The organism is Metabacillus niabensis (assembly GCF_902829255.1).
GTDB classification, from domain to species: Bacteria; Bacillota; Bacilli; order Bacillales; family Bacillaceae; genus Metabacillus; species Metabacillus niabensis.
The window spans coordinates 45,825-69,428 of sequence record NZ_CADEPK010000029.1; the positions used below are offsets into that span (position 1 = coordinate 45,825).

Genomic DNA, 23,604 nt, shown 5'->3' on the forward strand with positions numbered 1-23,604 from the left:
ATAACGGAGGGATAACATGGCTTTATTTAGCAAAAAGACAAGCTCACACCAATCATTGGTAGAACTCGCTGAACAACAACAGGATGTTTTAATTAACTGTAACGGTCATTCAGAATTAGAACAACAATTAGAGCTTCTCAACATAACACTTCATGATTTAGCTGTGGCGAAGGCTTTAAAACCGATAATCGAAGAAAAGTTCGATAAAGTATACGATGCTTTATATAACCATCCTTTTGATGGAATTAGAAAAATCGTTGATATGAAATCACTAGGAATTGAAAAAAGCGGTTCAAAACAATATATCATTGACTTCTTTTCTGGAGTTATTAGTGCTGATTTTATGGAAAAGAGAAATAATTTAGCCAGATACTACTTAGCAATAGGTGTTGAAGTGAAATGGTATTTATGTACAAACCAAATTTTAACGGAAGCTGTTATTGAAATTGTTGGTGAAGCCTATAAAACGGATTCCGAAAGCTTAACTTTAGCCTATCGAGTCGTTTCTAAAATCTTTAGTCTTGAAGCACAAATATGTTTAGCTGCCCTGCAAAAGCTGCAAAATCAACTGCTTTTAGACAAAGAGGATGAAGCGAAGCAAAATGTGAAAAAGACAATTGGCGATATAACTGAGGATTTAGCCGCAATGTCAGAAGAAACAGGGGCAACGGTTGAAGATGTTTTAAACAAATCGGAGAAAATTAAAGAAAACATTGAAGAAGGTCTGCAATCGGCAATTTCAACTGAAGAGCGTTCACTTATAGGAAAGGAACAGCTAGACGCTGTTATCGTCCAAACGACCTCATTAAAGGAAAGTGTAAATCAAATCAAAAGCAGCATATCTTCCTTAGCCTCTACGTCAAAGGAAATAGGAGAAATTGTTGCGGTCATTACATCAATTGCTGAGCAAACAAATCTATTAGCGTTAAATGCTGCCATTGAAGCTGCCCGCGCAGGTGAGCAAGGTAAAGGATTCTCGGTTGTTGCAGCAGAGGTTAGAAAACTAGCCGAACAAACAAAGGATTCATCAAATAATATTACAGATTTAGTACGTTCAACCATTACTCAAATTGAAGGTGTTGTTGAGCAAATAAACGATGTGGATTCAAAGGCTATACATACAAACCAACATGTAAGTGACACGCTAACTAGCTTTGAGGAAATCTTAACGGTTAGTAACTCAAACAAAAAGCAAAATGAACGGAACAATTTAGACATTCAAAGCTTTACACATCTACTAACAGATATTCGAGAATCATCATTAAAGCTTTCAACATTAGCTGATGAACTTAATCAAACAATCCAAAATTTTTAAGAGGTGTGGGAGTATCAAACACTAAGCTTAAAATAAACAAAAAGCTTCCAAATTCAGGTGTTTCCACCCTGCATGGGAAGCTTTTTAACTATTATGAAAAAATAATTACCCTTTTTTCTGTACCCAGCCTAAAATCATTTCACGAATGATTTTGCTTGCTGTATTTGCTGTTTGCTCTGAATGATCATAGATTGGCGCTACTTCAACTAGGTCGGAACCAACTACCCGGATATCAGATTTTGCAATTTCATGAATAGACGCTAATAATTCTTTAGAGGTAATTCCACCTGCATCTACTGTTCCTGTACCTGGTGCATGCGCAGGGTCTAAGACATCAATATCGATCGTGACATAGACTGGTCGACCCGCAAGTGTTGGCAGCACTTCCTTCAGTGGCTCAAGCACATCAAATTTTGAAATGTGCATTCCGTTTTCCTTCGCCCATTGGAATTCTTCCTTCATTCCAGAGCGAATCCCGAAGGAGTACACATTTTTTGGACCAATTAAATCAGCAATTTTTTTAATTGGTGTAGAATGTGACAAAGGCTCCCCTTCATAATGATCACGCAAATCTGTATGGGCATCCATATGAATGATCGCTAAGTCTGGATATTTCTTGTACATTGCCTTCATAACCGGCCAAGAAACCAGATGTTCTCCACCCATTCCTAACGGATATTTCCCATCTGCTAAAAGTCCGTCAATATATTCCTCAATCATCTCGATGCTTCGTTGTGGGTTACCGAAAGGAAGCGGAATATCGCCTGCATCAAAATACTTCACTTCTTCCAATTCTCGATCTAAATAAGCACTATATTCTTCAAGTCCAATGGAAACCTCACGAATACGCGCTGGACCAAAACGAGAACCTGGACGATAGCTGACCGTCCAATCCATCGGCATTCCATAAATAACCGCTTCACTTTCTTCATAGCTTGGATGACTTTTTATAAATACATTACCTGAATATGCTTCATCAAATTTCATGCTTTACCCTCCGATCTCATAAAAAGCTCGAGCACCGTTAAACTTGTTGATACTAAAGCGAACGACTTTCTTTAAAAAAAGTGTGAGAAATGCCCTCACCCTCATTTCATTTATTTAATTAAATCACTAACAAATTTCGGTAATACGAAGCATGCCTTATGCAATTCTTTTGTATAATATTTCGTTTCAATGTCGTGGAAACGGTCTTCACTTACTTCTAGTGGGTCATATTTCTTTGAGCCGATTGTAAATGTCCATAAACCACTTGGGTATGTCGGGATATTGGCTGTGTAGAGACGTGTTATAGGGAAAATTTCCTTCACATCGCGTTGCACTGTAGAAATAAGCTCTGGCGTGAACCAAGGATTGTCTGTTTGGGCAACAAAAATCCCGTCCTCTTTAAGAGCCTTTGAAATACCTGCATAAAAGCCTTTAGTAAAAAGGTTAACAGCTGGTCCAACCGGTTCAGTCGAGTCAACCATAATGACATCATACTCATTTTCACTTTCAGCAATATGCATAAAGCCGTCTCCGACCTTCACCTCAACACGTGGATCATCTAATTTCCCTGCAATTTCAGGAAGGAATTTCTTAGAATACTCAATGACTTTGCCATCAATGTCAACAAGTGTCGCCTTTTTCACTTGCGGGTGCTTTAAGACTTCACGGATAACTCCGCCGTCTCCCCCACCAACAACTAGGATATTTTCTGGGTTAGGGTGTGTAAATAACGGTACATGTGCCACCATTTCATGGTAAACAAATTCATCCTTTTGTGATGTCATGACCATTCCATCAAGGAAAAGCATGTTACCGAACTCTTCTGTTTCCACCATCTCTAAGTATTGAAAATCAGTTTGTTCTGTATGTAACGTTTGTTTTATTTTTAAAGTGATGCCAAAATTCTTCGTTTGCTTCTCTGTATACCATAATTCACTCATTTATTTAAATCATCCTTTCAACCCTTCAAATCCTACCTGCCTGTTTTAAGCAAAATAGAAAAATCCGTTGTATTTTCAAGCGGCGAATGTACGAAAAGTAAGAATTCATTGATAAAGCGAGACTTCAATAAAACCTAAAAAAAGTATAGATGAAACTAGCAAAAATGCAAGAAAAAAATACATAGTTTCCCCTCGTATGTTTAAAAACTGATAAAAACACTCATAATGACTAACAGTGTATTTGTGCGGATAAATCATACAGTCTGGAGGTGAAAAACGATGGATGTAATCACACCTAAACGTTTACGAATAACGTTAAAAACAATGCGAGCCCTTTTATTTATCGGCCTTTTAGTTTTAGTCTTTTTATCTACGATTATTCTTAGCATTGTTTTGTATGCGAAATGGCAAGGTCCTCCTTCCTTAACAGTGCCACAATCAACCATTATTTATGCAAGTGATGGGACAAAAATTGGCGAGCTGCACAATGGGCAAAAGCGGTATTGGGTTCCATTAGATGACATCTCAGATTATGCCCTACAAGCAACTGTTGCGATTGAGGATCAAAGCTTTTTTGAGCATAACGGCTTCGATTATAAACGAATTGCCGGAGCAGCTTTAGCTGATTTAAAAGCGATGGCAAAAGTTCAAGGAGCTAGTACGATTACCCAACAGTATGCACGAAATCTTTTTTTACATCATGGTAAGACATGGGAAAGAAAGGCTAAGGAAGCCTTTTATACGATCCGCCTTGAGCAAAATTACAGCAAGGAACAAATATTAGAAGGATATATAAATACGATATATTATGGTCATGGCGTTTACGGTATTGAGGCAGCAGCGAATTATTACTTTGGCAAAAGCGCAAAGGACTTATCACTTGCAGAAGCAGCTTTATTAGTAGGAATTCCAAAAGGTCCAAGCACTTATTCACCCTATGTTAATCAGGAAAAAGCCGAGGCTAGACAGGAAATCATTTTGAAAACGATGAAAAATGAAGGCTATATTACGGCAAACCAGTTAGATGCGGCTTTACGTGAAGAGCTTGTCTATACTAAAAAAGAAAGCAAACAACAGAAGGGCATTGCCCCTTATTTCCAAGATGCTGTTATGGAGTCTGTCGCTGATTTGCTGCAAATTGACGAAGAGGCTATCCAAACGCAAGGTTTAAAAATTTATACTACACTAGACATCACAATGCAGGAAACCGCAGAAAAACTAATGAACAGTTCTATCGATCAATCATCAGATATTCAAGCAGGCTTTGTTGCATTAGAGCCTTCTACAGGTCATGTAAAAGCATTAATTGGTGGACGTGAATATGATAAAAGTCCGTTCAATCGGGCTACTCAAGCAGTTAGACAGCCTGGTTCAGCGATAAAGCCATTATTATATTATACAGCGATCGAAAACGGCTTCACTCCATCCACAGAAATGAAAAGTGAGCCAACAACGTTCAAGTATGATAATGGCAAAGCAACATATAAACCGAGTAACTATAATGGCTATTATGCAAATGACTTTATAACGATGCTTCAAGCAATTGCTTTATCCGACAATATTTATGCTGTTAAAACACATATGTTTCTCGGAATGGATAAGCTTGTAAAATCCGGTGAACAGTTTGGATTAAAGACGAAAATGAAACAAATCCCATCGACTGCTTTAGGTACCTCACCTGTACGGCTAATTGACTTAGTCAATGCGTACGGTATTTTAGGAAACGGTGGAAAAAAAATTGAACCAACCTTTGTCACAAAAATTGAGGATGCAAGCGGCAAGCTTATTTATAAAAGCAGTAAGGAAAAAGAGCAAATATTAGATGAGCAAGCTGCCTTTGTTACAACACATATGATGACAGGGATGTTTGATCCAAAGTTAAATGATTACACATCAATAACAGGGCAGACAATTGCATCAACATTAACAAGAGAATATGCCGGTAAATCTGGTACAACATCGACTGATAGCTGGATGGTCGGCTTTTCTCCACAAATTGTTGCAGGAGTATGGACAGGCTATGATAAAGGGAAATCGATCAATTTAGTTCAGGAAAGAAGCTACGCTAAAAAAATCTGGGCAAATTTCATGGAGGAATCTTTAGAAGACGAATCCGTCAAAGCATTCCGTCCTCCTGATGGCGTTGTTGGCGTATACATTAACCCAGCAAGCGGCAAGCTAGCAACAAAAGATTGCCCCGTTCGCAGATTGACCTATTTTGTGGAAGGCACTGAACCAACTGAATACTGTAAAGAACACAAATCAAACAAAAAATCCGAAGACAAAGCAAAAAAAGAGACAAACGATAAAGAAGAAGGACTTTTCGAAAAACTGTTTAAATGGTGGTAACCAGAAAAGCGAAAGCGCCTCGTTTAGCCCCGACAAGCACAAGACGCATAGGAAATGAAGGTGTTCTTTTCCTTCAATTCCTATGTGGCTTGTGACCTCGAGGGGCTAGGCGCTGCAGCTAGACAACTAGAAAAGCGGAAGCGCCTCGTTTAGCCCCGACAAGCACAAGAAGCAAATGAATGGAAGGTGCTTGCTCTTACTTTCAATTCCTAGGCTTGTAGCTTCGAGGGCTTAGCGCCGGAGTTAGATGTCGTGCGCTTCACCAAAATTTCAAAATTTTATAATTTCCAAACAATAAAAAACCCCGAACAAATATGCTCGGGGCTTTTTATGTCCTAGTTTTATAAACTTAACCTTAGTCTACTAACTTTAAGGGAAATTCACAAGATATTACCAATTTGTTCACGAAAGTGTCACAGTTTCGACATATTTTCAGTTTGCGTTTAAATCATCCTTCAGCTTCTGCTCAGAGCGCTCCCACATGCCTTGATCATGATTTTTTAAATAATTTGCAAGAATTTCCTTAGAGCGGTCATCCATATGGTCAACGATAATATGTCTTTTCATTGATTTATCCATTCTGTTTACATGCTCAGGAAGAGATTTATACCCTCTTCTAATCGAGCGATCCACAGTCATTTCACATGCTGCAACACCGGCATAATATGGACCCTCCGCTTTTCGATCAATTGTTACCCAAACGAGCCAATATGGTTTCCCATTTGGTACTTCCTCTTTATTTTTTAAAAACTTAATGCCCTTCTCAACAGCACTTCTAGCATGCATTGCACCAATATCAACAAAGGCCTCGCCCTCTTCAATATCAACAAATACCGGGGACACATTATCAAGGCTTAACGCACCTACACCGAACCCGCCGTGACCATCCGTTGGGTCATTTTTGATGATGTTAAAGCCAATACTTTTCTTCTTTTTCTTTTCCTCCATAAGTAATCCTCCTTCTTTATAACCAGTTATTTCTTTAAACTATTTTATGTAGTTAAATAATCGGGCTTAATAAGAAATGGAACATCTCCATCACTAATGGTCGACCGACAGCAAAAATCGGTTGAATAATGTACTGATCAAGCGGTGTAATGACAAGAATGAGAAAGATAATAATCCCATAGCTTTCATATTGTGTCATTTTAGCACGAATATGTGCTGGTGCTAAATCTTCAATAATTCGATACCCATCTAATGGTGGAAATGGTAGTAGATTGAAAATAAATAGCATGACATTAAGTGATACAAATATATTAAAAAAGTCCTCTAGACCGTACATCATCGATTCTGGCAGAGCCATTAATATATTCGTTGATATAAGAATATACCATATAGCTGTTCCAAGAAAAGCGATCACTAAATTGCTTAATGGACCTGCTACAGATACTAAAACACCTGCAAGTCGAGGTCTTTTAAAAAAGTAGCGATTAACCGGTACCGGCCTTGCCCAACCGAAGCCTGCAATAAAAATAAGAATCGTACCAAACGGATCCAAATGGGCTAACGGTGATAGCGTTAGTCTCCCCTGCCTTTTAGCAGTTGGATCTCCAAATTTATAGGCAACATATGCATGGGCAAACTCATGAAATGTGAAGGCTACAACTAATGTAATGACAACATACGGAATCATTTGTAATGGAAACGCCAAAAACTGTCCTATCGTTTCTTCTAATCTTTCCATCTCATTCTCCTTTATGTGAGGTTATGCAAACGTACTCGCTTAAAGTATACTATATTTACAGGCTGAATACATTTTCCAAGCAAAATGTTCACCAGCGATACATATTTTTGAAAGGATGAGACTTATGCCATATGTAACTGTTAAAATGCTAGAAGGCCGTACAGAGGAGCAAAAGAAGGCATTAGTGGAAAAAGTAACTGCTGCCGTCTCTGAAACAACAGGAGCACCTGATGAAAAAATTGTTGTCTTCATTGAAGAAATGTCAAAAAATCATTATGCTGTTGGCGGAAAAAGACTAAGTGATGAATAGAAATACTGCAAAGTAACAAAAGGCTGACTCAATAAGGTAAATCTTTTGAGCAGCCCTTTTAAGCACCTTATATACTCCTAATCTAATCAAAAAAAATAGGAAAGAAAAATTCTTTCCACCCGTGCACTCTTTAATGTTTTGTAAGCTCCTTCGTTACTAAATCTCTTATTTTTTCAATATACTGATAAGCCTCGTCGATTTCCTCTTCTGTATAACGCTGTTTGCTTTTTAACGTAAACACCTTATCCTTCACTTCATCTTTTTCAAGTCCTTCAAAGTATAAAACCGTTGATACTAACTCTAAAAATCTTGAATTTTGTTCATTTAAACCTAGCATAAAATCCTCTAATGGCGGCAAATCAAGCTCATAATGGCCTAAAAATTCTTGTCCAGCTTCTGTTAATGAATAACGATATTGAAAGTAGCCACCCTTTTTTTCATGAACCTCATTTATAAATCCTAAATTGCAAAGCTCTTCAATTCGAAGTGTTAATTCCTCTGAATAAGGTCCATAAAAATGAAAGTTATATTTTTCATAAAAAGGAAGATTAACCTTCTTTGCAATATAAATCATCTTTTGCAGCTTTTTACGACCAATAATTTCACCAGCTGATGAAATAACCTTCATCAGCTTAGCATGTTCTTTCATCAAAGCCCCGTCATCTCCTAACTCTTTCTATGTTCAACGTTATGTCTCTCTCGATTTAGTTCGCTAATCCTAATAATTCTAATATTTTTTTCTTCGCCGTACGCTTCGTTGATAAATCCTCTAATAAATCCAAAGGAAAATATAGCTTATGATCTGTCCTTCTTTTTCCCGATATGGCATCAACAATTTCTGATTCTCGTGATAGCTCTCGAATGTCTCCATTCGACATTTGCAGATGAATTGGTAAACGTTCCTCCTCCTCACCAGGCCGATAAAAATCATATGGCAAATCTGATGACGAATCGACAACTAAATAATATTCGGGATCAATTCCAGCCTTTTTAAATAACGCCGTGAGCTCCATCAGTGTCATCATTTGCACATTTGGGTTAAACTCAACATATTTAAACAGCTTGCGGTCCATAAATCGCGTACATAAATCACTTAAAATCGCATCATCTTCATCCTGCCAAGCCTGAAAATAATACAAAATAACAGACTCATCCAATTTTAAATAGTCCGCTAATGTCATTTCATCTTCAAATAAAGAGTAAAAATGTAGCGGTTCATGCTTAAACGAATAAAATTCCTGATGAAGCTGTTTAGCACGATGAAGAATCTTTGTTAAAATCACTTCCGCACTACGTGTAACAGGATGAAAATATACCTGCCAATACATTTGGTAACGGCTCATAATATAATCCTCAACCGCATGCATCCCGCTGCTCTTAATTACGACCTGATCTTCTCGAGGACGCATCACACGTAAAATCCGTTCCATATCAAAATGTCCATAGCTCACACCCGTATAATAGGCGTCCCGCTGAAGATAATCCATCCTATCTGCATCAATCTGGCTTGATATTAAACTTACAACCTGTTTATTTTCGTATGTTTTGGCAATCACTTCGGCAACCTTTTTCGGAAAATCCTTCCCATTCTCACAGAGAACTGCATGAACCTCTGTATCTCCCAAAATGATCGCCTGTGTATAATCCTCATGATCGAGATGGAATACCTTTTCGAATGAATGTGAAAAAGGACCATGTCCTAAATCATGTAATAACGCCGCACAAAGACATAGCATTCTTTCTTCATCATTCCATTGCGGTCTCCCTTTAAAAACATCATCAACAATTCGTCTAACAATTTCATAAACACCCAATGAATGATTAAACCGGCTATGCTCTGCTCCATGAAAGGTGAAAAATGTCGTCCCAAGCTGACGAATCCTTCGTAACCGTTGAAATTCCTTTGTCCCGATCAGATCCCAAATCAATTTATCTCGAACATGTATATAGCGGTGAACGGGATCCTTAAAAACCTTCTCCTCAGACAATTTTGTATTTGCCATTGTCTTCCCACTTCCGTTCCGACTTAATAAAAAAGCGAATACGCCTTGTTAGTGACCCTGTGAGGATAAAGACAACACATCAAGAAAGTCTCTATCTCTTTTAGGGTTCTTAGCTGACTCATACCCTCATGAGACTAGGCGTTGTAGCTCAACATTAAAAAAATACAAAAGTGCCTAATAGACACTAACACTAATCAATAACACTTGTTTTTATTATAGCTACTTCAACTAGACATTAACACCTACAATTTTACAATTTTCCTCTTTTAAAACTCGAAAACATTCATAAAAAAATCACCGTTGTAGAGACTTTACAAAGGTGATGTTATTTTTTTAGCTTGTTTTCAATTTTTTCAATTAATTCGTCTTCCGTTGGTGCTGCCACAGGACGATTATTGACAAAAGCAAAAGCTTTTTTTCTACCTGGTCCACAATATGATTGGCAAGCAATATCAATTGTTGCATCTGCATCAATTTCTTTTAAACGTGGTATTAAAGTTTTTATGTTCGTTGCTTGGCAATCATCACAAATTCGAAATTCGTTTGCCATAATTTTGTACAACCCTTTCTAACTAACCGAATATGATGGAAAACCCACCATCTATTTATTGAGGAGTTTATCCTACATCAATCTCATTTTTTCGCTAAAAAATATTTTACCGCTATTCAATTAGCAATGCAAGTATGATAAAGCACTTCTATTTTTAGGAGGAAATTCCATTTGTAGTAGATTCTAAAGCTAAAAGATATATTGTCAAAACGTCCCAAATGAATAAAATCCTTAAGGTTTTATAAAAAAATCTACTATCCTCGTAACAAAAATGAATAAAATGGCGATAACTTGTCCATGCTTATTAACAGTTATTTGGAAAAACATTTATTTATTTTAGGGAGTTGGAAAAATTATGAAACAAAGACAAGACGCATGGTCTCAAGAGAATGATTTATTACTAGCAGAAACTGTCCTTAGACATGTTCGCGAAGGGAGTACCCAGCTAAACGCTTTTGAAGAGGTAGGCGATAAGCTTAACCGCACATCAGCTGCATGTGGTTTTCGCTGGAATGCTGTCGTTCGTCACGATTATGAAAAAGCATTACAACTAGCAAAAAAACAACGCAAGCAACGAATGAGAGCCCTCGGAAAAGGACAGCCTGTTAAAAAGCAGCTTCTTTATTCACCAGAGGTTCCTTCTATTGATTTAGATGAACAAGAAGAGCTTACGATGATGTCAGCTTTAGAGAATCATATGGCTGAGGTAATGCCTGCAGATGAGGATGTAAAAGCAAATCTACCAGGAACTGGAACTACTCAAGCTACAAAAACAATCGCTAGACCTATGCAGCCTACAGCAACGAATAAGTTAACGATGGATCAGGTCATCACATTCTTACAGTCTTATAAATCAACAAGTGATCATTCTGAAGCTTTAATGAGTGAAAACACTCGTCTTAAGCGTGAAAACCAAGAACTGTCTACAGAAAATGAAGAATTGAAGAAAAAGGTAGCAAAGCTTGAACAAGATACTGTTACGGTCCAAGAAGACTATGAAACATTAATGAAAATTATGAATCGAGCAAGAAAGCTTGTATTATTTGATGAAGAGGATCGTACGTCTCCTACTACATTTAAAATGGACCGAAATGGAAATTTAGAAAAGCTTGCTGAATAATAATAGAATGCTTGAAACAACGCCTTGATGCCTTAATTACCTGGGATCAAGGCGTTTTTTAGTCCGTATCACCCTTCTACTTTTAGCTAATAATATGTATAAAATGGAAGATTTATCTTATAATTGCTTTTGCAACGTTATATTTGTTAGAGACGATATGTGAGCTTCTTTGGGAATTGTATTAAAAATCCCTTATAGAAAAGTGGATACTAGTAAGAATTTCACTATAACAGAGGCAAAAATTATTTTTGAAACTAATTAAACGAAAAAAACGTAGTATGTTCTATAACGCTAATAGTAAAGGTTGGATCATATTGGAAACAAAGGAATGGTTACAGGCTGAATTAAAAACGATTGAGGAATGGGAGCAGGATCAAAAGGGATTATGGTTCTGGGAAAAGATTGGGAGGCTTCCATTTAAATTACTAGATAAATTAACTCCTGCCTTCATTCAAAAGAAAATTGGAGTTTTACTAGATGAAATTGGGCAATATGTCCAAACTGGTGGACAATATTTAACGAAGGAACATACGATATTAAAAAAACTACAACACTATTCAAAAAATGATTCCTTAACAGTAGATGAAATAGCTTCACTTCCATTATCAACGATGGATGCTGTTAGCAAGGATCTCAAAACAAATCGCAGCCAGTTTGCAACGATTCAAGGTGCAACAACAGGCATCGGAGGAATCTTCACACTTGCTGTTGATATTCCAGTTATTCTTGGACTTTCACTAAAAACGCTTCAGGATATTGCGATTGCCTATGGCTATGACCCTAACGAACGAGAAGAGCGCATATTCATCATTAAGTGCTTGCAATTCTCATCAGCTGATGTCGTCGGGAAGGAAGCCATTTTAAATGAGTTAGCAAACTTTTATAAAAATGAACAGTCCAAAAGTGAAGTAATTTCACAGCTTCAAGGCTGGCGCGAGGTTGTTTACACATACCGCGACCAATTTGGCTGGAAAAAGCTTTTGCAAATGGTTCCAATTGCTGGAATGGTATTTGGCGCCCTTACAAACCGCTCGATGATCAATGATTTAGCTGAAACAGGCATGATGCTATATCGAAAAAGAAGAATACTCGAGAGACTAGAAGGTAACAAAGAAGTCATAGAAGCTGAATAGAGACTGCCGTAAAACGAAAGGGTCTGACCCCAGGTCAGGCCCTTTCTAAACAGCCTCCTATTTTTATTCGATTTTTGAGAATACCTTTTCGTTCCGTTCTATCATTCTCACTAGGTTTTGCTCATATAATAGCTGCTCATCTGCTGTCAATGATGATGAAAGTAATTGCCCACTATGTTCCTTTAATGTTGTGAATAAATCAAATAATATCGTTTCATTTGTTACCTTCTCTTGTAACAAATCGCTTAGTGAGGACATTGTTTCTGGTTTGATAGTTGGAAAAGTGAGTTTCGTTTGCTCGCCTTTAAGAGAGATGTCATAAAATTGACGTATTAAATCTGCTCGCTCCTCACCACTCCCAGATACACATAAATAAATTTGAACAGCGATACCGTTGCGCAATCTCCGCTGTGAAATCCCTGCAAATTTCTTCCCATTTATGCTAAGATCATAGCTTCCAGGACAATAGGAGCCAATAATTTCCCGCGCCTCTACCTTGTTGCCATGCTCCTTTAACATAGATTTAATCAATTCGAACATCGCTTCATAGCCCCGATCGATATCAATTCCTTTATCAAGGTCCGGGAAAATTAGTGAAATGTTCATAACATCCTTATCTAATACAACCGCAAGACCGCCTGAATTCCTTACGATTACGTGGTAGCCTCTTTCTTGTAAAAAATTAATCCCATCTTTTAAGTATGGTAGCTTTGTATCTTGAATCCCGAGGACTATTGTATTGTGATGCACCCATGTACGAGCTGTTGGCGGTGATTCAAGTTTTCCGACAGTTGTACATAATGTATCATCTATTGCAAATGATTGTTTAGCCTCAAATTGCGGACCTAAGCTAGATTGATCGACTATTCTCCATTGCGACTGTTCAATTAATGAGTTCATACAAATTCTTCACCCTTATGCTAGTTATACCGTTATTATATCAAATATACTTATTAGCTTGGTTATTATCCAGAATATACAAAAAAGAGCCCACCCATTAACCTAGGTGAGCTCGAACAATTGTTAAATTACGCTTGAGCAGCTGTAATTAACGCTAACTTATAAACATCCTCTGCATTACAGCCACGTGATAAATCATTTACAGGTTTATTTAACCCTTGTAAAATTGGTCCAACTGCTTCAAAGTTTCCTAAGCGTTGCGCAATTTTATAGCCAATATTTCCTGCTTCAAGGCTTGGGAATACAAAAACATTTGCATCACCTTTTAGAACAGAGCCAGGAGCCTTCTTTTCAGCAACAGATGGTACAAATGCTGCATCAAATTGGAACTCTCCATCTAAAACTAAATCTGGAGCTAATTCCTTCGCTATGTTAACTGCTTCTGCTACCTTTTCAGTTTCTGGTGATTTTGCAGATCCTTTTGTCGAGAAGCTCAAAAGTGCAACACGTGGATCGATATCAAACATTTTTGCTGTTTCAGCACTTGCAACAGCAATTTCCGCTAGATCCTGGCTGTCAGGAGCAATATTGATTGCACAGTCTGCAAATACGTACTTCTCTTCTTCACGTACCATAATGAATACACCTGAAGTCTTTTTAATGCCTGGCTTTGTTTTAATAATTTGTAGAGCAGGACGTACTGTATCAGCTGTTGAATGAGCCGCTCCACTTACAAGCCCTTGTGCTTTTCCAAGATGAACAAGCATTGTTCCAAAGTAGTTTTCGTCTAATAGAATTTTACGTGCATCCTCTTCCGTTGCTTTCCCTTTACGTCTTTCAACAAAAGCTGCCACTAGCTCTTCCATTGCATCGTATTGCTTCGGATCGTACACTTCGATACCATCCAAAGAAACGTTAAGTTCACTTGCCTTTTTCGAAATTTCATCTTGATTTCCAATTAGGATTGGCTGTAAAATATTTTCACTAGCTAGACGATGAACAGCTGTTAAAATACGCTCATCCGTTCCTTCTGGGAAAACAATTTTAATTTGTTGTCCGCTCACTTTTTCCTTTAATGTCGCAAATAAATCTGACACGTTAAAAACCTCCTTGATATGTAAAGAAAAACCTCTTCCTTAAGAATACTCCACTTATTATTAAATTCAAACATATCCTTATGATAATAACGCTTTCACCTAAAAGTCTTTACTTTCTAAATTTTCACTTATTTTATTTTCACTTTCTCATAAGAAATGATGCCCCACAATTGTCAAACTTACTCACTTGTTCAAGTTTTATTCATACTGTCGGATGGACAAACTATGATATAGTTAACATATAAACATTTTCTATCAATCTTTAGGAGTGAATATATATGAGTGAAGCAGCACAAACGTTAGACGGCTGGTATTGTTTACATGATTTCCGTTCAATTGATTGGCCATCATGGAAGCTGTTAACAAACGATGAGCGCCAAGCTGCCATCGATGAATTTTTAGGTTTACTTGAGAAATGGGGAGCTGCCCAGAATGCAGACAAAGGCAGTCATGCTCTTTATTCAATAGTTGGTCAAAAAGCTGACTTTATGATCATGATTCTCCGCCCTACAATGGATGAGCTAAATGCAATCGAGCTTGAATTTAATAAAACAAAGCTTGCAGAATTTACGATTCCTACATATTCTTATGTGTCTGTTGTGGAACTAAGTAATTACTTAGCAGGTCAAAGCAATGAAGACCCATATGAAAACCCACATGTTCGCGCAAGATTGTATCCAAAGCTTCCACAATCTAAATACGCATGCTTCTATCCAATGGATAAGCGCCGTCAAGGAAATGATAACTGGTATTCTTTATCTATGGAAGAACGCCGTGAATTAATGAAAAGCCATGGCTTAATCGGTCGTTCCTATGCTGGAAAGGTGAAGCAAATCATTACTGGCTCTGTCGGTTTTGATGATTATGAATGGGGTGTGACATTATTCTCAGATGATGTTCTCCAATTCAAAAAGCTCGTTTATGAAATGCGTTTTGACGAAGTAAGCGCACGTTACGGTGAATTCGGTTCCTTCTTTGTCGGAAACCTTTTAAACGCAGAAAAAATCCAACCGTTTTTTGCTATTCAATAAAAAGTAATGTGAGGCTGTCTCAGGAAGGGTCTGACCCTTATGTTTTGAGATAGCCTCATTTTTGCTGTTTTGGAAATACGATTGTTGGTAATCGATTTCAACAGGTTTTTTTAACAACAAAACTACTATCCCCTATTTTTATACGTCTCCTTTCTATCCACTAAATTGATAAATGAAAAGTCATAAGAGCATCTCCTTTTACATACATATGAATGAGCAAAGATTGAATCATGCTCCCTTTTCGCATGACTGCTATCAAAAGTAGATTAAGAAAATGGGGTTATTCCTTATACGTAAAGCGGATGTTTAATTGCTTGCACGTTCAAGTTAAAAAGCTGTTCAAGCAACATTCTCACTATGGTTAACCATCTAATAGAATAACTTGCACATTTGTTTAATCAATGGCATATAAGTCATTACAAACCACACTGCTTTTATCTTCCATCACAATCCGCTTGTTCAAGTTTTTATTTAATAAGGAGGGTTACAAATGGCAAATGAAAAAAGACAATCAACACAAGCACCACCTTATAGCTTTAATCAGCAAGGTGCAGGAGGAGGACAAATGCAACCATCGACTATGCAAGGTATAGGGGGAGGAGCCGGAATGCAAATGCAACCAATGAGCATGCAAGGTGCAGGAGGTCAACCATATGCTACATACCCTTATCCTGGTGCTCAGTTTGGAGGTCAACAAGGATTCCCGCTAATACAATCATTTCCATTGCCTGCGCAGCAACAAGGTGTCGCTCAAAACATCCCAGGTATGCTTCCATTAGAACAATCCTATGTAGAAAATATTTTACGATTAAATCGCGGGAAGGTCGCAACTGTCTATATGACCTTTGAAAACAATCGTGAATGGAATGCGAAAATCTTTAAAGGGGTTATTGAAGCAGCTGGTCGCGATCATCTAATTCTTAGTGACCCGCAAACAGGCATGCGTTATTTATTACTCATGGTATACTTAGATTATGTAACATTTGATGAAGAGCTAGTATACGATCCTCAATATGCACTAGCTACCTTTCAGCCTAGAAAATAAGGTAAACTAAAATGGCCTATTCCACAATAATTGAGAATAGGCCTCTTTATTTTAAATTAATAAAAAGCATTCATGTTTACGAAAAAAGCTTTATTTTATAAAAAACGAATTGCAACATATCCAATTAGAAGCCAGCCAGCTAAAAAGGCAAGCCCACCTAACGGAGTGATAGCTCCCAACACACTAATTTGTGTCACACTTAACACATAAAGACTACCGGAAAATAAGATAATACCAATGAAAAACAACCAACCTGCAGCAGTTAGCAGCCCAACATTCGCTAGCTTATCCACTAAAAACGCAATGACAAACAGCCCGCCAGCGTGAAACATTTGATACGTAACACCTGTTTGCCACGTTTTTATGTATTTTTCGGGAATCTTCCCTTCTAGCCCATGTGCCCCAAATGCTCCTAACGCAACAGCTAAAAATCCATTAATTGCACCTAAAATAAGAAACAGCTTCATTCAACCAACCTCCTCTTTTATCATCTTACCCTAGAATTCGCTCATTTCAACTTATGAAATTGTGAAAGATTTTTGAGAACTTCTGTTTTTTTAAAACTACTCCTCCTACATATAAAAAAATAAGAGCCTACTTAAAGGCTCTAGCGATTTTGCAAATAAACTTTTAACACATTTGATATGCTTTGTTCATTTGTTTGAGTTCGAATATAGTAATGATCACCATCTAAATAAGAATGGAAATCCTTTTGTCCTTCGTTCATGAGAAATTCATCAATATCATGAACCGATTCCTGTGCAGTAAGCAAGTATTTTTGACCGACGAAATCGTCGTTTACATATACATCATAACGGTCATGTGAAACTTTTGCTTGGGAAGCAGGACTAAACATATCTAAACCAAATCTCCCTCTCCCCATTTCAAACAAATCATCGTAAGCCATATTATAAACCTCCAATTGGATTTACTATCAGTGTGTCCTGATAAGGTTATAATATGATGAATTTGTTTGGGGAGTTTCTTCTTCCAATGGAATTAAAAATCGAATAGGGAATCCCCGTTCGCATCATCCTCTTTGTAAAGATTTGACGATGTCTGCTGTGGCTTAGGTGCAGATGAAAGATTTCCCATCATTTTTTGAAGCTCAGCAGGATTAATTTGATTTGGTTGTGGTGAAGGTATGTGTAACGAATTCTTTTGTTCATCGAGAATGACGTCACATAGCGATTGAATAACGATCAATCTTTCCCTTATTTCTTTATCTGAAGCACTTTGTTTTGCTTTTGTCAGCTCTTCCTCCATCTTTTGCAGGAGCTTTGAAACATGAATATTCATCATTTTTGTTACCCCTTTGGTTTAAATTTAAGACATGCCGTTCCTGATGATTGCTTCACCATTACAGCAGGTCTGGTGGCTGACTTAAAGCCATACGCACGACAGCCATTTGGGAAACTCTTATCCCATGTTATATAGAAATATTTGCATTTCAAACAATTTATTTGCGCGTCCTTCATTATTGTTTACTCCTTTTCAGGAAACTAAAAACAATTATAAGCTCCAGTCAATTTCACGAATGTGATGCTGTTTTAAATAAGCGTTTGTTTTGGAAAAAGGTTTGCTTCCAAAAAAGCCTTTTCTTGCTGAAAATGGACTAGGGTGGGGGCTTTCAATGATATGATGCTGTGGCGAAGTAATAAGTTGCTTTTTTTCGCCAGCATGCTTCCCCCACAAAATAAAGACAATCGGTTCCTCGCGCCTATTTAAATGAGAGATTACCTCATCTGTTAATCGTTCCCAGCCTTTACCTTTATGTGAATTTGGACTACCTTTTCTTACTGTTAAGACTGTGTTTAATAACAGCACACCCTCTTTTGCCCATTTCATAAGCGAGCCATTTGCAGGTTGTTCACAGCCAATATCGTCTTGTAATTCGATAAAAATATTGCGTAGTGATGGGGGAAGCTTCACTTCAGGCTGTACCGAAAAGCTGAGACCTTCCGCTTGTCCTTCACCATGGTACGGGTCCTGTCCAAGAATAACTGCTTTTACAGAATCATATGATGTTTCATTTAAAGCAGTAAAAACCTTATCTTTTGCTGGAAAAACAACGTTGTTTTTATATTCTTCCTCTAAAAATTCAAGAAGCTCTTGATAATATGGCTGTTCAAACTGGGAGCTTAATCGCGTTGCCCAATCATTATTTATTGAATGGTGCATAGTCTGCCCTCCCGAATCTTGTATAAATTGGCTTACCATCCCAAACAATTTTCGTTTCTGCCTCACGCTTTTTCATCGCTGGTTCTTCTAATAAAACGAAAAAGTTTTTTTGTGGTAGATTGCCGAGTTGATGCTTCTCACACAGCTTGTCTAAATAATGTTTTCTTCTATCGGTAAATTCTGATGATTGATTGTCTCCTGCTTCTGAAAAAGCATAGATAACACTAGCAATAGGTATTCTTTTTATTTCACATACTTTAGCTGCTCGGAGGAAAAAGTCCCAATCCCAATAATTATGAACATCAGGATCAAATAATCCAATTTTGTCATGTAATGCTTTTTTATACGCACTTCCTGAAGGAATATAGGTTGAAAACTTTCTCATTTCCTCAAGACTATAGTGATAGGCAAATGTCCTTCTTGATAAAGGAATGCGTGTGTTTCCTTTTTTTTCAAAGCTGACGATTTCTGCATCTGAGTATATGAAATCTGCATCCTTAAGTTCATTTCGTACAAATTCAATATGCTGCTTTGTAAGGAAATCATCATCATCACAAAGCATGATTACATCTCCTGTTACATAGCTTACACCAATATTTCTTGCATGAACATGCTTAACATTTTCCTTTAAGTTTATTGCCTTTATCGGCAATTCTGGATATAACTCCACTAACGGTGTGACACTTTCCCCTGCATCATTCACGATGATAATTTCATATGGAGCTACCGTTTGTCCTAAGATTGATTCGAGAAGCTCAGCAAGTTCAGGGAGCCTATTATATGTAACAATCACGATAGAAAGTTTCATCATTTATCACCTTTTCTTACAATCTATTATTTATCTTATCATAGGTAAAACAAAAAATAGAATGTCGTTGACTGAATAAGAAAGCATAAGCACCTTGAACAGTTCCGACAAGTTTATGACCTCGAGGATAGGCACTGAGATGTCTTGCACTTATCCTCAGTTTCAAAATTTTATCATTTTCCTAGACAATAAAAAAAGCTCTAGTCTATACACTAGAGCAAACTCGGAAATACAAATTCCGAAAACAATATATTAAAAATAAAGGGGGGGATTAAGATCAGTATGTCCGATATATAATTATCTTATACTAGCATCTCTGATTTATTTTATATTGTTTTGCATTTCCTTTATAAAACGTTGAAACGCTTGCTTACCTGCTTCATCACGCTTAAACACACCTGCATGACCTAGGATAGTAGCAAATATATTGCCAACATCCTCTAGCAATAATTGATAGCTTGACTGTTTCCGTTCAGGTGTAAGCCTATCTTTTAGCTTAACAACCCAATCATAATGCTTTGTAAGCTCACTGTTTTCTAAAATCACTGATAGATCTTCATTGCTGTCTAAAATCTCAGCTATTGCTTTTAATTCCTCAAGTAATCTACCTGGTAGAACCGCTAATCCCATGACCTCGATAAGCCCGATATTTTCCTTTTTTATATGATGAACCTCTTCGTGAGGGTGAAAAATACCGAATGGATGCTTATCACTTGTTCGATTATTGCGGAGGACTAAATCTAATTCGAAAAGCTCTCCTCTTCTTCGAGCAATCGGTGTAATCGTATTATGTGGAGTTCCACCTGTGAAAGCAATAATTTCAACAGATTCATCACTATACTTCTTCCATTCACGTAAAATATCATCCGCAGCATCGATTAAATCCTGTTGATTTAGCCCTTGAAGACGTAGGACAGACATTGGCCATTTGACTGTTCCAAGTTGAACGGTTGGATATTTATCGAGCGTAAAGCTATACTCCATTTCAGCTACTTCCATTGGAAAGGTATGATATCCACCCTGGAAATGATCATGGCTTAATATCGAGCCACCAACGATTGGTAAGTCTGCATTTGAGCCTAAGAAATAATGTGGATATTGCTCAACAAATTGCAGCAGCTTTGTGAAAGTCTGCTTTGATATTTTCATTGGTTTATGCTCACCCGATAGAACAATTGCATGCTCGTTATAATAAACATATGGAGAAAATTGGAGAAACCATTGTTCATCTTCGAGCGTAACAGGAATAATTCGATGGTTTTGTCTTGCCGGGTGATTAAGTCTACCTGCATAGCCTACATTTTCTTTGCAAAGCAAGCATGTTGGATAATCGCTTTTTTGCAAATTTCTCGCAGCAGCAATTGCTACCGGGTCTTTTTCAGGCTTAGAGAGATTAATCGTCATTTGCAGGTCGCCATATTCTGTTGGAGCTAACCATTTTTCATTTTTAGCAATTCGATCCGTCCGAATATAATGAACATCCTGGGAGAACTGATAAAACGAAGCTGTTGCCTCCTTAGGACCATACTTTCGGACATTCTCTTCGAAGTGACGGATGACTTCGCTTTGTGAAGGAACGAGACATCCCATTATTTTTGTATCAAGCAAGTCACGGTAAGTTACAGTATTTTCTGGTAATTGTCCGTTTTCAAAGGCCCAATCCAACATCCGCTCTAAAATTGGAACTGGTGAGGCAAGTTCCTCATTTGGTACAGTAACCTGCTTAATATCTGTCAGCTGGAAAACATCTAATATTTTATTACGCGCTAAATCAAGGTCCCATTTGGAAATAAGTTGTTTTTTTAATGCAAATTGTAAAAGTCGTTCAATTTCATAATCGATTAGAATAGACATGACATCATCCCCCAACAAGGCATATATAACTGGAAGTAAATTTTAGAATAATAATAGAGATGTGAGGGGATAAACCCCTCGTTCATTCATTAACTTTTATTTTGTATATCCGTTTGGATTCGCTTGGAACCATTTCCATGCGCTTTCAATAATTGTATGAAGGTCGGCATATTTTGGCTTCCAGCCCAGCTCTTTCATTGCCTTTTCTGATGAGGCAATTAAGATAGCTGGATCTCCTGCACGTCTCGGTGCAACCTCTGCTGGAATAGGGTGACCTGTTACTTTTCTTGCTGTTTCAATTACTTCTTTTACAGAGAAGCCATTGCCATTTCCAAGATTATAGGTAGCACTTTCGTTTTCTTTTCGAAGCTTCTCAATCGCTAAAATATGTGCATCCGCTAGGTCTGTCACATGAATATAATCGCGAATACATGTGCCATCTGCTGTATTGTAGTCGTCTCCAAAAATCATAATTTTTTCGCGTTGACCAAGGGCAACCTGTAAAATGATTGGGATTAAATGAGACTCTGGTTGATGATCCTCACCTAATTTTCCTTCCATATGGGCTCCTGCAACATTAAAGTAACGTAAAACGACATAGTTTAAACCATATGCTTGCTTGCTCCATTTCAGCATTTTTTCTACCGCGAGCTTCGTTTCACCATATGGATTAGTTGGCACAGTCGGATCGGTTTCTAAAATTGGAATATTTTCCGCTTCACCATAAGTTGCTGCTGTTGATGAAAAGACAATTTTATCAACACCAAACTCTGTCATAACCTTTAATAAACACATCGTTCCGTATACATTGTTTTCATAGTATTGAAGTGGCTTTTCAACACTTTCACCAACAAGAGAGTCTGCTGCAAAATGAATAACTGCTTCAATTTTGTTCTCCGCAAATACTTGTTTTAAAAATGCTTCATCACGTAAGTCACCTGTATAAAGCTTTGCTCCTTCTAATACTGCTGGTTTATGACCCTTTTGCAAATTATCAACGACGATAACCTCTTCATTTCGGTCTAAAAGCTCTGAAACAGCATGACTACCGATATAACCTGCTCCACCACATACTAATACTGCCATGTAAATCCCTCCAAAATTAAATTATTTCTCTCGCGCCATCCCCAACATTTGCAACGTAGAAATCAGCTGTTAATCCTGTTTTTTCCTTGTATGCCTTGCCTACCTCTTCAATAAATTGATCAATTTTTTCATTCTCTACAATGGATACTGTACAGCCGCCAAATCCTGCTCCAGTCATTCTAGAGCCTATGACTCCTTGTTGATTTAACGCTGCCTCAACTAAAGTATCTAATTCAAATCCTGTCACTTCATAGTCATCTCGTAATGATGTATGTGAATCACACATTAATTGACCAAAGCTTTCGATATCACCTTGTTGTAATTTCTCAACTGCTAGAATTGTCCGAGCATTTTCATAGACTGCATGTTTCGCTCGTTTTTGATCAATTTCATTTACGATAAGATGACGGTGATTTTCAAATTGTTCTGGCGTTAGCTCTCCTAGTGATTGAATATCAAGTTCATTTTGCAAATCCTTTAGCGCTCTTTCACATTCTGAGCGTCTTTCGTTATATTTCGAATCCGCTAATGCTCTGCGTTTATTTGTATTTGCAATAACAAGTGATGCATCCTTAAGGATAATTGGACTGTATTTATATTGCAGGCTTTGACAATCTAAGAGAATTGCGTGATTTTCCTTGCCCATTCCAATCGCAAATTGATCCATAATTCCACAGCTTACTCCGATAAATTCATTTTCAGCATGCTGACTCATCTTAACTAATTCAACTTTTGAAAAGCTTGTTTCAAACAAGCCTTGAAGCATAACTGATGTTGCAAGTTCAATTGAAGCAGAAGAAGATAAGCCTGCTCCATTTGGAATATCTCCATAATACAAGACATCAAATCCATTCCCGAACTCGATTCCTCTATCAAGAAATTCCTTTAAAACACCCTTTGGATAATTTGCCCAATCATGCTCTTCCATAAAGCTCACCGGTTCATCAAGTGAAATGGAGATTACACCTACGTCAGGAAAGTTCATTGAATACATTTGAATCGTTTTGTCTGTTCGTAAAGCGGCTAATGCATATGTTCCAAATGTTAGCGCACACGGAAAGACATGCCCTCCATTGTAATCGGTGTGTTCTCCGATTAAATTCACTCGACCTGGTGCAAAAAAGCTACGAATACCTTCAGTCTTACCAAACAGCTTCTTAAATTGCTCTCTCATTTGTTCCTTCATCTAAATCACCCTTCATTATAT

General features: G+C 37.5%; 25 protein-coding genes. 7 read left to right on the top strand and 18 right to left on the bottom strand.

The features are described 5' to 3' along the window. Positions 1–16 precede the first annotated feature (16 nt). Positions 17–1,315: a globin-coupled sensor protein gene (locus HU235_RS05055; protein ID WP_174879506.1), complete on the top strand. Its 1,299-nt coding sequence runs from the start codon at positions 17–19 to the stop codon at positions 1,313–1,315. Between the two features lie 105 nt (positions 1,316–1,420). Here HU235_RS05055 and speB read toward each other — a convergent pair whose 3' ends face one another. Then, positions 1,421–2,302 carry an agmatinase gene (gene speB / locus HU235_RS05060; RefSeq protein ID WP_095301740.1) on the bottom strand — a complete coding sequence of 294 codons (882 nt, stop codon included), beginning with the start codon at positions 2,300–2,302 and terminating at the stop codon, positions 1,421–1,423. 110 nt (positions 2,303–2,412) lie between these two features. After that, positions 2,413–3,243: a spermidine synthase gene (gene speE, locus HU235_RS05065; RefSeq protein ID WP_095301739.1), complete on the bottom strand. Its 831-nt coding sequence runs from the start codon at positions 3,241–3,243 to the stop codon at positions 2,413–2,415. Positions 3,244–3,522: 279 nt separating this feature from the next. Between speE and HU235_RS05070 the strand changes: the two genes are divergently transcribed. Next, positions 3,523–5,592, top strand: a complete 2,070-nt coding sequence (locus HU235_RS05070) for a transglycosylase domain-containing protein (RefSeq protein WP_095301738.1) — start codon at positions 3,523–3,525, stop codon at positions 5,590–5,592. 432 nt (positions 5,593–6,024) lie between these two features. Here HU235_RS05070 and HU235_RS05075 read toward each other — a convergent pair whose 3' ends face one another. Further along, positions 6,025–6,540 carry a YwhD family protein gene (locus HU235_RS05075; RefSeq protein ID WP_095301736.1) on the bottom strand — a complete coding sequence of 172 codons (516 nt, stop codon included), beginning with the start codon at positions 6,538–6,540 and terminating at the stop codon, positions 6,025–6,027. Between the two features lie 52 nt (positions 6,541–6,592). Continuing rightward, on the bottom strand, positions 6,593–7,258 hold the full coding sequence (locus HU235_RS05080) for a site-2 protease family protein (protein WP_095301737.1): 666 nt from the start codon (positions 7,256–7,258) through the stop codon (positions 6,593–6,595). A gap of 145 nt (positions 7,259–7,403) precedes the next feature. On the opposite strand from HU235_RS05080, the gene HU235_RS05085 reads away from it, so the two are divergent. Then, entirely contained in the window at positions 7,404–7,589 is a 186-nt protein-coding gene (locus HU235_RS05085) for a 2-hydroxymuconate tautomerase (protein ID WP_233452134.1), read from the top strand. A gap of 130 nt (positions 7,590–7,719) precedes the next feature. On the opposite strand, the gene HU235_RS05090 is transcribed toward HU235_RS05085, so the two are convergent. The 3 genes from HU235_RS05090 to HU235_RS05100 all read right to left on the bottom strand — a co-directional run bounded on the left by HU235_RS05090 (position 7,720) and on the right by HU235_RS05100 (position 10,142). Beyond that, positions 7,720–8,241, bottom strand: a complete 522-nt coding sequence (locus HU235_RS05090; RefSeq protein WP_174879508.1) for a YwgA family protein — start codon at positions 8,239–8,241, stop codon at positions 7,720–7,722. 52 nt (positions 8,242–8,293) lie between these two features. Continuing rightward, positions 8,294–9,592 carry an HD domain-containing protein gene (locus HU235_RS05095; protein ID WP_095301733.1) on the bottom strand — a complete coding sequence of 433 codons (1,299 nt, stop codon included), beginning with the start codon at positions 9,590–9,592 and terminating at the stop codon, positions 8,294–8,296. A gap of 325 nt (positions 9,593–9,917) precedes the next feature. Next, positions 9,918–10,142 carry a YuzB family protein gene (locus HU235_RS05100; protein ID WP_095301732.1) on the bottom strand — a complete coding sequence of 75 codons (225 nt, stop codon included), beginning with the start codon at positions 10,140–10,142 and terminating at the stop codon, positions 9,918–9,920. 352 nt (positions 10,143–10,494) lie between these two features. On the opposite strand from HU235_RS05100, the gene HU235_RS05105 reads away from it, so the two are divergent. Both HU235_RS05105 and HU235_RS05110 read left to right on the top strand, forming a co-directional pair. Beyond that, the gene (locus tag HU235_RS05105) at positions 10,495–11,262 is read left to right on the top strand and encodes an RsfA family transcriptional regulator (protein ID WP_095301731.1); all 768 of its coding nucleotides are present in this window, start codon (positions 10,495–10,497) and stop codon (positions 11,260–11,262) included. A gap of 314 nt (positions 11,263–11,576) precedes the next feature. Next, positions 11,577–12,395 carry an EcsC family protein gene (locus HU235_RS05110; protein WP_170944416.1) on the top strand — a complete coding sequence of 273 codons (819 nt, stop codon included), beginning with the start codon at positions 11,577–11,579 and terminating at the stop codon, positions 12,393–12,395. A 63-nt stretch (positions 12,396–12,458) separates the two neighbouring features. Here the strand turns inward: HU235_RS05110 and HU235_RS05115 are convergent, their stop codons facing one another. Both HU235_RS05115 and pta read right to left on the bottom strand, forming a co-directional pair. Beyond that, complete coding sequence (locus HU235_RS05115; protein WP_174879509.1) at positions 12,459–13,295, bottom strand: lipoate--protein ligase family protein; 837 nt, start codon at positions 13,293–13,295, stop codon at positions 12,459–12,461. 128 nt (positions 13,296–13,423) lie between these two features. Then, positions 13,424–14,392 carry a phosphate acetyltransferase gene (pta, locus tag HU235_RS05120; RefSeq protein ID WP_145580155.1) on the bottom strand — a complete coding sequence of 323 codons (969 nt, stop codon included), beginning with the start codon at positions 14,390–14,392 and terminating at the stop codon, positions 13,424–13,426. Between the two features lie 278 nt (positions 14,393–14,670). On the opposite strand from pta, the gene hemQ reads away from it, so the two are divergent. Beyond that, positions 14,671–15,423: a hydrogen peroxide-dependent heme synthase gene (gene hemQ, locus HU235_RS05125; protein ID WP_174879510.1), complete on the top strand. Its 753-nt coding sequence runs from the start codon at positions 14,671–14,673 to the stop codon at positions 15,421–15,423. A 490-nt stretch (positions 15,424–15,913) separates the two neighbouring features. Next, complete coding sequence (gerQ, locus tag HU235_RS05130) at positions 15,914–16,468, top strand: spore coat protein GerQ (RefSeq protein WP_233452135.1); 555 nt, start codon at positions 15,914–15,916, stop codon at positions 16,466–16,468. 95 nt (positions 16,469–16,563) lie between these two features. On the opposite strand, the gene HU235_RS05135 is transcribed toward gerQ, so the two are convergent. The 9 genes from HU235_RS05135 to HU235_RS05175 all read right to left on the bottom strand — a co-directional run bounded on the left by HU235_RS05135 (position 16,564) and on the right by HU235_RS05175 (position 23,583). Next, positions 16,564–16,935 (bottom strand): DUF423 domain-containing protein, encoded by a 372-nt coding sequence (locus HU235_RS05135; RefSeq protein ID WP_095300275.1) that lies wholly within the window; start codon positions 16,933–16,935, stop codon positions 16,564–16,566. Between the two features lie 140 nt (positions 16,936–17,075). After that, a complete protein-coding gene (locus HU235_RS05140) occupies positions 17,076–17,375 on the bottom strand; it encodes a hypothetical protein (RefSeq protein WP_095300276.1) in 300 nt (99 codons plus the stop codon). 92 nt (positions 17,376–17,467) lie between these two features. Further along, on the bottom strand, positions 17,468–17,770 hold the full coding sequence (locus HU235_RS05145) for a YwdI family protein (protein WP_233452136.1): 303 nt from the start codon (positions 17,768–17,770) through the stop codon (positions 17,468–17,470). 5 nt (positions 17,771–17,775) lie between these two features. After that, entirely contained in the window at positions 17,776–17,946 is a 171-nt protein-coding gene (locus tag HU235_RS05150; RefSeq protein WP_145580154.1) for a uracil-DNA glycosylase, read from the bottom strand. 34 nt (positions 17,947–17,980) lie between these two features. Beyond that, entirely contained in the window at positions 17,981–18,649 is a 669-nt protein-coding gene (locus tag HU235_RS05155) for a uracil-DNA glycosylase (RefSeq protein ID WP_095300278.1), read from the bottom strand. After that, on the bottom strand, positions 18,630–19,457 hold the full coding sequence (locus HU235_RS05160) for a glycosyltransferase family 2 protein (RefSeq protein WP_174879511.1): 828 nt from the start codon (positions 19,455–19,457) through the stop codon (positions 18,630–18,632). Before HU235_RS05160 ends, HU235_RS05155 begins: the two co-directional genes overlap by 20 nt. 321 nt (positions 19,458–19,778) lie before the next feature. Further along, the gene (galT, locus tag HU235_RS05165; protein WP_174879512.1) at positions 19,779–21,311 is read right to left on the bottom strand and encodes a UDP-glucose--hexose-1-phosphate uridylyltransferase; all 1,533 of its coding nucleotides are present in this window, start codon (positions 21,309–21,311) and stop codon (positions 19,779–19,781) included. Between the two features lie 96 nt (positions 21,312–21,407). Further along, entirely contained in the window at positions 21,408–22,397 is a 990-nt protein-coding gene (gene galE / locus HU235_RS05170) for a UDP-glucose 4-epimerase GalE (RefSeq protein ID WP_095300281.1), read from the bottom strand. Between the two features lie 16 nt (positions 22,398–22,413). Beyond that, complete coding sequence (locus HU235_RS05175) at positions 22,414–23,583, bottom strand: galactokinase (RefSeq protein ID WP_095300282.1); 1,170 nt, start codon at positions 23,581–23,583, stop codon at positions 22,414–22,416. Positions 23,584–23,604 lie beyond the last annotated feature (21 nt).